The organism is Agromyces albus (genome assembly GCF_004134825.1).
Classification (GTDB): domain Bacteria; phylum Actinomycetota; class Actinomycetes; order Actinomycetales; family Microbacteriaceae; genus Agromyces; species Agromyces albus.
This window is the reverse complement of sequence record NZ_SDPN01000075.1, coordinates 1-8176: the sequence shown is the minus strand read 5'-3', so window position 1 is coordinate 8176 and position 8176 is coordinate 1. Positions and strand designations below refer to the sequence as shown.

Here is an 8176-nt window from a genome sequence, read left to right as displayed (position 1 = left end):
GCCGATCGCCGACCGCGTCGCCCTCGCGCCAGGCGCCCGTCGCCGGCGCGCGGCCGAGGAGCGCGAGCGCGCGCGTCTCGGACACCACGCTCGCGGGCACCGCGTCGGCGGTCGTCTGCCAGTCCATGTGTCGATTCTCCCCAACCCGTGCGCCCTGCACCCGTTTGTTACGCCCCGCGGGTCGTGAACGACGGATGCCGCGAGCCCGTGGGCCCGCGGCATCCGTCGTCGTTCAGGCCGTTCAGGCCGCCCGTGCCGACTCGGTGGCCGCTCGCGCGGCGGCGAGGCCGGCTTCGAGGTCGGCCTTCAGGTCGTCGATGTTCTCGATTCCCAGCGAGAGGCGCACGAGGCCGGGCGTGACGCCCGTCGTGAGCTGCTGCTCGGGAGTGAGCTGCGAGTGCGTCGTCGATGCCGGGTGGATGACGAGCGAGCGCACGTCGCCGATGTTCGCGAGGTGCGAGAACAGCGCGAGGTTGTCGACGAGCGCCCGGCCGGCGTCGACGCCGCCCTTGAGCTCGAACGACAGCACCGCGCCGACGCCCTTGGGGGCGTACTTGTTGGCGGCGGCGTACCACGGGCTCGAGGGCAGGCCCGAGTAGTTCACGCTCGCGACGTCGGGGTGGTTGTCGAGCCACTCCGCGATCTCCTGCGCGTTGTGCACGTGCCGTTCGATGCGGAGGGAGAGCGTCTCGATGCCCTGGATGAGCTGCCATGCGCTCGCCGGGGCGATCGAGGCGCCGAGGTCGCGCAGCAGCTGCACCCGCGCCTTGATGATGTAGGCGATGCCGTCGCCGACCGCGCCCGTGTAGCTCGCACCGTGGTACGACGGGTCGGGGTCGGTCAGGCCGGGGAACTTCTCGACGTTCTTCGACCACTCGAACGTGCCGCCGTCGACGATGATGCCGCCGATGACCGTGCCGTGCCCGCCGAGGAACTTCGTGGCCGAGTGGACGACGATGTCGGCGCCGTGCTCGAACGGGCGGATGAGGTACGGCGTCGCGATGGTGTTGTCGACGATGAGCGGGATGCCGGCGGCGTGTGCGACGCCCGCGGCGAGCTCGATGTCGAGGATGTTGATCTTCGGGTTGCCGATCGTCTCGGCGAAGAAGAGCTTCGTGTTCGGGCGCACCGCGCGGCGCCACTCGTCGGCGTCGTCCTGGTTCTCGACGAAGGTCGTCTCGATGCCGAGCTTCGCGAGCGTGTACTTGAACAGGTTGTACGTGCCGCCGTAGATCGACGACGACGAGACGATGTGGTCGCCGGCCTGGGCGATGTTCAGCACCGCGATGGTCTCGGCCGCCTGGCCCGACGCGACGAGGAGGGCACCGGTGCCGCCCTCGAGCGCGGCGAGGCGCTCCTCGACGACGGCTTGCGTCGGATTCATGATGCGCGTGTAGATGTTGCCGAACTCGGCGAGCGCGAACAGGTTCTGCGCGTGCTGGGCGCTGTCGAACACGTACGACGTCGTCTGGTAGATCGGCGTCGCGCGTGCCTTCGTCGTCGGGTCGGGAGCTGCGCCGGCGTGCACCTGCTTGGTCTCGAAGCGCCAGTCGGCTGCGTTCTCGCTCATGGAGATCTCCTTCTCGGGGTCGGGTGTGCGGACCCGCCGCAACCGGGAGCCACGTTACGAGCGCGCCGAGGGGGCGGCAACGACACCCGACACACGACGTAACCCCTGGCTGGCGCCCTGGAACGGCCGACGTCAGGCGCGGGGCTGGGGCGGGGGCGGGGAAGGGGCGTCCTCGGGAGGCGGTTCGTCGCCGAGTGGCGGCGGCAGGACCGGCTCTGGCGGCAGCGGCACGATCGCGGCCTCGGGCGGCAGCACGAGGGTGCCCGTCGCGGTGGACGGCTCGGGCCGGAACAGCCACCGCGCGCGCGGCTGCACGAGCGGGCGGAACACCCGCCGCACGGGCTTCAGCGACAGCACGACGGAGATGCCCACGCAGAACGCCATCATCGCGGGAAGCACCCAGAACGGCTGGTCGCCCGCGAGCACGTTCGTCTCGCGGAACGGGAACAGCACGAAGGAGTGCAGCAGGTAGATGTACATCGTCGCGGCGCCGAACGACGTGAACCAGTGCGCCCTGCGCGGCATGAGCACGAGGAACGCGACCGCGAGCACCATCCCGAGCAGGAGCAGCGTGAGCCGGATGGCACCCGACCATGGCTCGTCGTAGCCGATCGCCTCGTACGACTCGTCGTAGAGCATGAACCGGCGCAGCTTCAGGTCGCGCCAGGTCTCGATCGCGACGGGCATGACCGCGAGCACCGTGAGGAAGAGGGCGATCGCCCCCGCTCGCCAGCGCCAGGCGACCGCCGCGGGCAGTGCGAGCCAGTCGCCCGTGAGCTGCCACTGGCGCAGCTTCCAGCCGAACACGAAGAACGGGAGCATCCCGAGCGTGCGCGAGAGGGCGAGTGTCGAGTCGATCGTCTCGGTGTAGCCGGCGCCGATCGAGATCGCGATCGCGATGAGCAGCGGGAAGCGCAGCATCACGAGGAACGGCAGCACGATGCGCCACACGGCGAGCGCGATCAGGAACCACAGGGTCCACGACGCGGTCGTGAAGTCGAGCTCGAACCCGCCGCCGAGCGCCCAGCGGATGACGCTCCAGATCGTCTCGAAGATGAAGTACGGGAAGACGATGTCGGTGAGGATCTGGCGCATCGCCCGCGCGTTCGGCGGGCTCGACTTCGCGAAGTACCCGCTCACCGTGACGAAGACCGCGACGTGGAACGAGTAGATGAACAGGTAGACGCTGTAGGCGGAGTTCGATTCCCCGATGAGCGGCAGGATGCCGTGCCCGACCACCACGAGGGTGATCGCGATCCAGCGTGCGTTGTCCCACAGCGGAACGCGGCGGCGCTTCGTCTGGATCGTCGATTGCCTCGGATGCATCAGTCCATTCAAGCGCACGAGGACGGCGGATGCCGCGGCCCGGCGCAACCCGACCGCACTCGGCACGGCAGAATGGGCGCATGAGTGTGCTGCGGGCGGTCGTGACGGGTGCGAGTTCCGGAATCGGGGAGGCGACGGTGCGGGCGTTCCGCGCTGCCGGATGGGACGTCGTCGGGGTCGCCCGCCGAGAGGAGCGATTGCGCGCGCTCGCCGAGGAGACCGGGGCATCCGTCTTCGTGGCCGACCTGACGCAGCAGGCCGACGTCGACGCCCTGCGCGACCACCTCGAGCAGACCGGGCCCGTGCACGCCCTCGTGAACAACGCCGGCGGCGCGAAGGGCCTCGATTCCGTCGAGGACTCCGACCTCGACGACTGGGCGTGGATGTTCGAGGTCAACGTGCTCGCGCTCAAGCGCGTGACGAGCGCGCTCCTGCCGCTCCTGCGTCGCGGCGTCTCCGGGCGAGGCGTCGCCGACATCGTGAACGTCACCTCGATCGCCGGGCACGTCGCCTACGTCGGCGGTGGCGGCTACAACGCGGCGAAGTTCGCGGCGCACGCGCTCACCGAGGTGCTCCGCCTCGAGCTGAACGGGGAGCCCCTCCGCGTGATCGAGGTCGCGCCCGGCATGGTGAAGACCGAGGAGTTCGCGCTCGTGCGCTTCGGCGGCGACCGCGAGCGGGCCGAGGCGGTCTACGACGACGTGCCCGATCCGCTCGTCGCCGACGACATCGCGGCGGTCATCGTCGACGCGGTCCTGAAGCCGCGCCACGTCGACCTCGACCTCATCGTCGTCAAGCCCGTGGCGCAGGCAGCGCCCTACCGGGTGGCGAAAGGGGCGCTCGAGGTGCGATCCGGGAGCGGCGACTGACGAGGTCGGCGGAGGGCCACGCGCCTGCCCGGGCTACCCTGAGTGGATGACCTTCGATGCGAATGACGCCGCGACCGGAAGCGACGCATCCCGTCGCGAGATCCTCACCTGGGACGAGTTCGGCGACGCCGCGCGGTCGCTCGCGAGCGACGTGCTCCGGGCCGGGTTCACCCCCGATGTCGTGATCGCGATCGCACGCGGCGGGCTCCTCCTCGCCGGCGCGATCGCCTACGCCCTCGGCACGAAGGCGTGCGGCTCGATCAACGTCGAGTTCTACTCGGGAATCGACGAGCGGCTGCCCGAACCCGTGCTCCACCCGCCCATGCTCGACGCGCCGGCGCTCGTCGGCAAGCGCGTGCTCCTCGTCGACGACGTCTCGGACTCCGGCCGCACGCTCGCGAAGGTGCTCGCGCTCCTGACCGATGCTGGCGCCGAGGTGCAGTCGGCCACGCTCTACACGAAGTCGCACACCGTGCTCGAGCCCGACTTCAGCTATCGCCGCACCGATGACTGGATCGTCTTCCCCTGGTCGGCGCTCCCTCCCGTCGAACTCGCCGCCGCGAATCCCGGCACCGGCGCCGCTTCCGCCGAGGGCACCGCGTGAGCGTGCATCTCGTGGGCGGTGGCTGGTCGGACGAGCCCGACGGCGCCGAGTACGCCGAGTTCCTCGCCGAGGCCGGGGCGCGTGCCGCGGCATCCGGCCGATCGGTGCCGCGCATCGCGGTGATCGCGGTGCGGGATGCCGATGATCGCGAGCACGCCGAGAAGCTCGTGGCCACGGCGGGTGCTGCAGGCGAGTTCGAGCCGCACATCACCGCGGTCGGCCACGACGGCGTGGTGCCGTCCACCGCGTTCACCGACGTCGACGGCATCCTCGTGGGCGGCGGTCTCACGCCCGCCTACCGTGAGCTGCTCGAGCCGCACTTCGGCGAGGTTCGCCGGCAGGTCGCGGCCGGCGTGCCCTACCTCGGCTTCTCGGCAGGTGCCGCCATCGCCGCCGAGCGGGCGCTCATCGGCGGCTGGCGCATCGGCGGCGTCGCCGTGTCGCCCGAAGACGCGGCAGAGGGCCTCGACGAGCTCACGATCGCGCCCGGCATCGGGCTCGTCGACGTCTCGATCGACGTGCACGCGGCCCAGTGGGGCACGCTCTCGAGGCTCGTCGCCGCCGTCGAGGCCGGACTCGTCACGGGCGGGCTCGGCATCGACGAGCGCACCGCGCTCATCGTCGGCGAGGGCGGGCTCAGGGTCGCCGGCCACGGCAGCGTCTGGCGGGTGCTGCCGGGTGAGAACGGCGTCGTCGTGGGCACGATCGGCGCCTGACGTGCCGAAGACCCTCGACGAGCTCGCCGCTGACGGGCTGATCGACGCCGGGTGGGCGAGTGCGCTCGCACCCGCGGCTCCGCGGATCGCCGATCTCGGCGACTTCCTCCGCGCCGAGACCGCCGCCGGCCACGGGTACCTGCCGGCCGGCGACCGCGTGCTGCGCGCCTTCGGCATGCCGCTCGACGACGTGCGCGTGCTCATCGTCGGGCAGGACCCGTACCCCACCCCCGGCCATCCGATCGGGCTCTCGTTCGCGGTCGACCCGCACGTGCGGCCCGTACCGCGAAGCCTCCAGAACATCTACCGCGAGCTCCGAGACGACCTCGGCATCGAACCGCCGGCGCACGGCGACCTGAGCGCCTGGAGCAGGGCCGGCATCATGCTGCTGAATCGAGTGCTCACCGTGCGCCCGGGAGCGCCCGCCTCGCATCGTGGCAAGGGCTGGGAAGAGGTCACCGACCATGCCATCCGGGCGCTCGTCGCCCGCGGAACGCCGCTCGTGGCGATCCTCTGGGGGCGCGACGCCCAGAACCTGCGGCCGCTGCTGGGCTCGACGCCGGTGATCGAGTCGGTGCACCCGAGCCCGTTGTCGGCGAGCCGGGGCTTCTTCGGTTCGAAGCCGTTCAGCCGGGCGAACGCGCTGCTCGCCGAGCAGGGCGCGGCGCCCGTCGACTGGCGACTGCCCGACTGAGCCGCGGGGCCGGCGACGGCGCTCGCCCCGACAGTTCGCGACATCCGACGGCGATGTCGCAGCGGTACCCTTGAGTCATGCTCGAGGAGGAATACCAGCAGCGCCGCGTGCTGCCACCGCACCTGCGCAAGCCCGCACCAGAAGAGACACCCTTCGAGTACTCCCTGCGCGCCGCCCGCCCGAGCGACCTGCCCGCGGTGCGGGAGATCTACAACTACTACGTCGCGAACTCCACCGTCACGTTCGACGAAGACGCGATGACGCTGAAGGAGTGGAAGTCGAAGTTCGCCTACCTCTCCAAGCTCGGCATGCCGTTCGTCGTCGCCGAGTCGCCGTCGGGGCAGCTCCTCGGCTACGCACTCGTCTCGCCGTGGAAGCAGAAGCGCGCCTACCGGTACACGGTCGAGAACTCGATCTACCTCGGCCCGGCCGCCGCCGGCAAGGGCCTCGGACGGGCGCTGCTCGCCGAGCTCATCGAGCGATCGAAGGCGGCCGGCCTCAAGGAGATCATCGCCGTCATCGCCGACCAGGGCGCCGAGGCATCGATCGCCCTGCACGAGAAGTTCGGGTTCGTGGAGATCGGGCGCATGGGCCGCGTCGGCTTCAAGTTCGAACGCTGGCTCGGCACCGTGCTCATGCAGAAGACCCTGAAATGACGGATGCCGCGGCGTCATGACGGAGCTCCACGAGCACACCGCCCTCGAACTCCACCAGTTGCTGCAGCGGCGCGACGTCTCGCCCGTCGAACTCGCCGAGCATTACCTCGCCCGCATCGAGCGACTGAATCCGGTGCTCGGGGCCCTCGCGACCGTGACGCCCGAGCTCGCGCTCGAGCGCGCCCGGTTCGTCACCGATCACGTGCCGACCGCGGCGCCGCTCTGGGGTCTCCCGCTCGCCGACAAAGACCTGCACCGGCGCGCGGGCGTTCCGGCGCGGTTCGGCTCCCGTGCGTTCACCGACTTCGTTCCCGATGATTCCGACGAGCTCGTGCTGGCGGTCGACCTGGCGGGCGCCGTGAGCCTCGGCAAGTCCGCGACGCCCGAGTTCGGATTGCCCTCGTACACCGAGGCGCTCAGCGGGCCGCCCGCGCGCAATCCGTGGGATCTCTCGCTCGGTGCCGGCGGCTCGAGCGGGGGAGCGGCGTCGGCGGTGGCGGCCGGCATGCTTCCGTTCGCGCCCGGTTCCGACGGCGGTGGCTCGATCCGCATCCCGGCGGCGTCGTGCGGTCTCGTCGGCGTGAAGCCGTCCCGCGGCCGGGTACCGGCCGGCTCCGGGCTCGCGAGCCTCGCGGGCCTCGGTGTGGCGGGCCCGATCGCCCGCACGGTCACCGACGCGGCGCTCCTGCTCGACGGCCTCATCGCGCCCGTCGGATACCCGCCGGCGCATCGCTTCGCGGTGCGCGCCCCCGGTGACGACGGGCCCTTCCTCGGTGCGGCCATCCGCGGCGAGGGTCGCTTCCAGCTCGGGGTGATGACGGACTCGCCGTGGGACGAGGCCTACGAGATCGCCATCGACGCGCCGTCGCGCGCGGCGCTCGAACGGGCGATCGAACTCGCCGAGGGACTCGGGCACGGCATCGAGGCGATGCCGGCCGCTCCCGAACCCGGCTACCCCGAGGCGTTCCGTACGATCTGGCAGACCGCCGCCGCCACGATCCCCGTCGACGGCGAGGCCGAAGCGCTGCTCGAGCCGCTCACGCGGTGGCTGCTCGAACGAGGGCGCGCGGTGCCCGCGAGGCAGCTCGCCGAGGCGCTCTCGTGGCTCACGGCCTTCGAGGAGCGGGTGATCCGCCGCTTCGCGCCGTTCGACGTCGTGCTCACGCCGGCGCTCGCGCTGACCCCGCGGCCGGTCGGCTGGTACGACGCGAGCGACGGGGAGCGCAACTTCGCCCAGCAGGTGCAGTTCACGCCGTTCACCTCGTTCGTGAACGTCGCAGGGCTTCCGGCGATCACCGTTCCCGTCGACGAGACCGATGCCGGCGTGCCCATGGGCGTGCAGCTCATCGGGCGGCCGGGCGGAGAGGCGACGCTGTTCGCCCTCGCCGCGCAGCTCGAGCGCAGGGCACGGCGCTCGCGGCGTCATCCGCCGACGTGGTGAGTTGACGAAATTAGGTAAGCCTCACCTATAGTGGTGGGCATGCTCGGTCACGACCTCACGCTCTCGTACAACGGCACGACCGTCGTCCACGAAGCCGAGATCCACCTCGAACCGGGCCGGGTCACCGCGCTCGTCGGCCCGAACGGCAGTGGCAAGTCCACGCTGCTCCGCGCGCTCGCCCGCCTGCACCAGCCCGACGCCGGCCGCGTGCTGCTCGCCGCCGACGCCGAGGGCCGTGCGCACACCATGAGCGCGGGCTCGGTCGGCAGCGAACCGGCCGACCTCGTCGCGGGCGGGCTC

The 8176-nt window shown here is 71.3% G+C and carries 9 protein-coding genes; 7 read left to right on the top strand and 2 right to left on the bottom strand.

Annotated features, from left to right (window positions below):
• Positions 1–241 precede the first annotated feature (241 nt).
• Both ESP51_RS19890 and ESP51_RS19885 read right to left on the bottom strand, forming a co-directional pair.
• Positions 242–1576 (bottom strand): bifunctional o-acetylhomoserine/o-acetylserine sulfhydrylase, encoded by a 1335-nt coding sequence (locus ESP51_RS19890; protein WP_422386867.1) that lies wholly within the window; start codon positions 1574–1576, stop codon positions 242–244.
• Positions 1577–1702: 126 nt separating this feature from the next.
• Positions 1703–2962: an acyltransferase family protein gene (locus tag ESP51_RS19885; RefSeq protein WP_129522601.1), complete on the bottom strand. Its 1260-nt coding sequence runs from the start codon at positions 2960–2962 to the stop codon at positions 1703–1705.
• Between the two features lie 14 nt (positions 2963–2976).
• On the opposite strand from ESP51_RS19885, the gene ESP51_RS19880 reads away from it, so the two are divergent.
• From ESP51_RS19880 to ESP51_RS19850, 7 genes are all read left to right on the top strand, one after another.
• Positions 2977–3765 carry an SDR family NAD(P)-dependent oxidoreductase gene (locus ESP51_RS19880; protein ID WP_129522600.1) on the top strand — a complete coding sequence of 263 codons (789 nt, stop codon included), beginning with the start codon at positions 2977–2979 and terminating at the stop codon, positions 3763–3765.
• A 46-nt stretch (positions 3766–3811) separates the two neighbouring features.
• Complete coding sequence (locus ESP51_RS19875; protein ID WP_129522599.1) at positions 3812–4369, top strand: phosphoribosyltransferase; 558 nt, start codon at positions 3812–3814, stop codon at positions 4367–4369.
• Positions 4366–5085 (top strand): Type 1 glutamine amidotransferase-like domain-containing protein, encoded by a 720-nt coding sequence (locus ESP51_RS19870; protein ID WP_129522598.1) that lies wholly within the window; start codon positions 4366–4368, stop codon positions 5083–5085. The genes ESP51_RS19875 and ESP51_RS19870 overlap by 4 nt, the downstream gene beginning before the upstream one ends.
• 1 nt (position 5086) lies before the next feature.
• Entirely contained in the window at positions 5087–5779 is a 693-nt protein-coding gene (locus tag ESP51_RS19865; protein ID WP_129522597.1) for a uracil-DNA glycosylase, read from the top strand.
• Between the two features lie 77 nt (positions 5780–5856).
• On the top strand, positions 5857–6435 hold the full coding sequence (locus ESP51_RS19860; RefSeq protein WP_164990614.1) for a GNAT family N-acetyltransferase: 579 nt from the start codon (positions 5857–5859) through the stop codon (positions 6433–6435).
• A gap of 16 nt (positions 6436–6451) precedes the next feature.
• Positions 6452–7876, top strand: a complete 1425-nt coding sequence (locus ESP51_RS19855; RefSeq protein WP_129522596.1) for an amidase — start codon at positions 6452–6454, stop codon at positions 7874–7876.
• Positions 7877–7915: 39 nt separating this feature from the next.
• The coding region (locus ESP51_RS19850; RefSeq protein WP_164990613.1) for an ATP-binding cassette domain-containing protein at positions 7916–8176 on the top strand (261 nt) is incomplete at its 3' end.

Excerpts from the sequence above, each read along its gene's own strand:
- ESP51_RS19855 (WP_129522596.1), top strand. The coding sequence starts at position 6,452 with ATGACGGAGCTCCACGAGCACACCGCCCTCGAACTCCACCAGTTGCTG.
- ESP51_RS19880 (WP_129522600.1), top strand. The coding sequence starts at position 2,977 with ATGAGTGTGCTGCGGGCGGTCGTGACGGGTGCGAGTTCCGGAATCGGG.
- ESP51_RS19875 (WP_129522599.1), top strand. The coding sequence starts at position 3,812 with ATGACCTTCGATGCGAATGACGCCGCGACCGGAAGCGACGCATCCCGT.
- ESP51_RS19860 (WP_164990614.1), top strand. The coding sequence starts at position 5,857 with ATGCTCGAGGAGGAATACCAGCAGCGCCGCGTGCTGCCACCGCACCTG.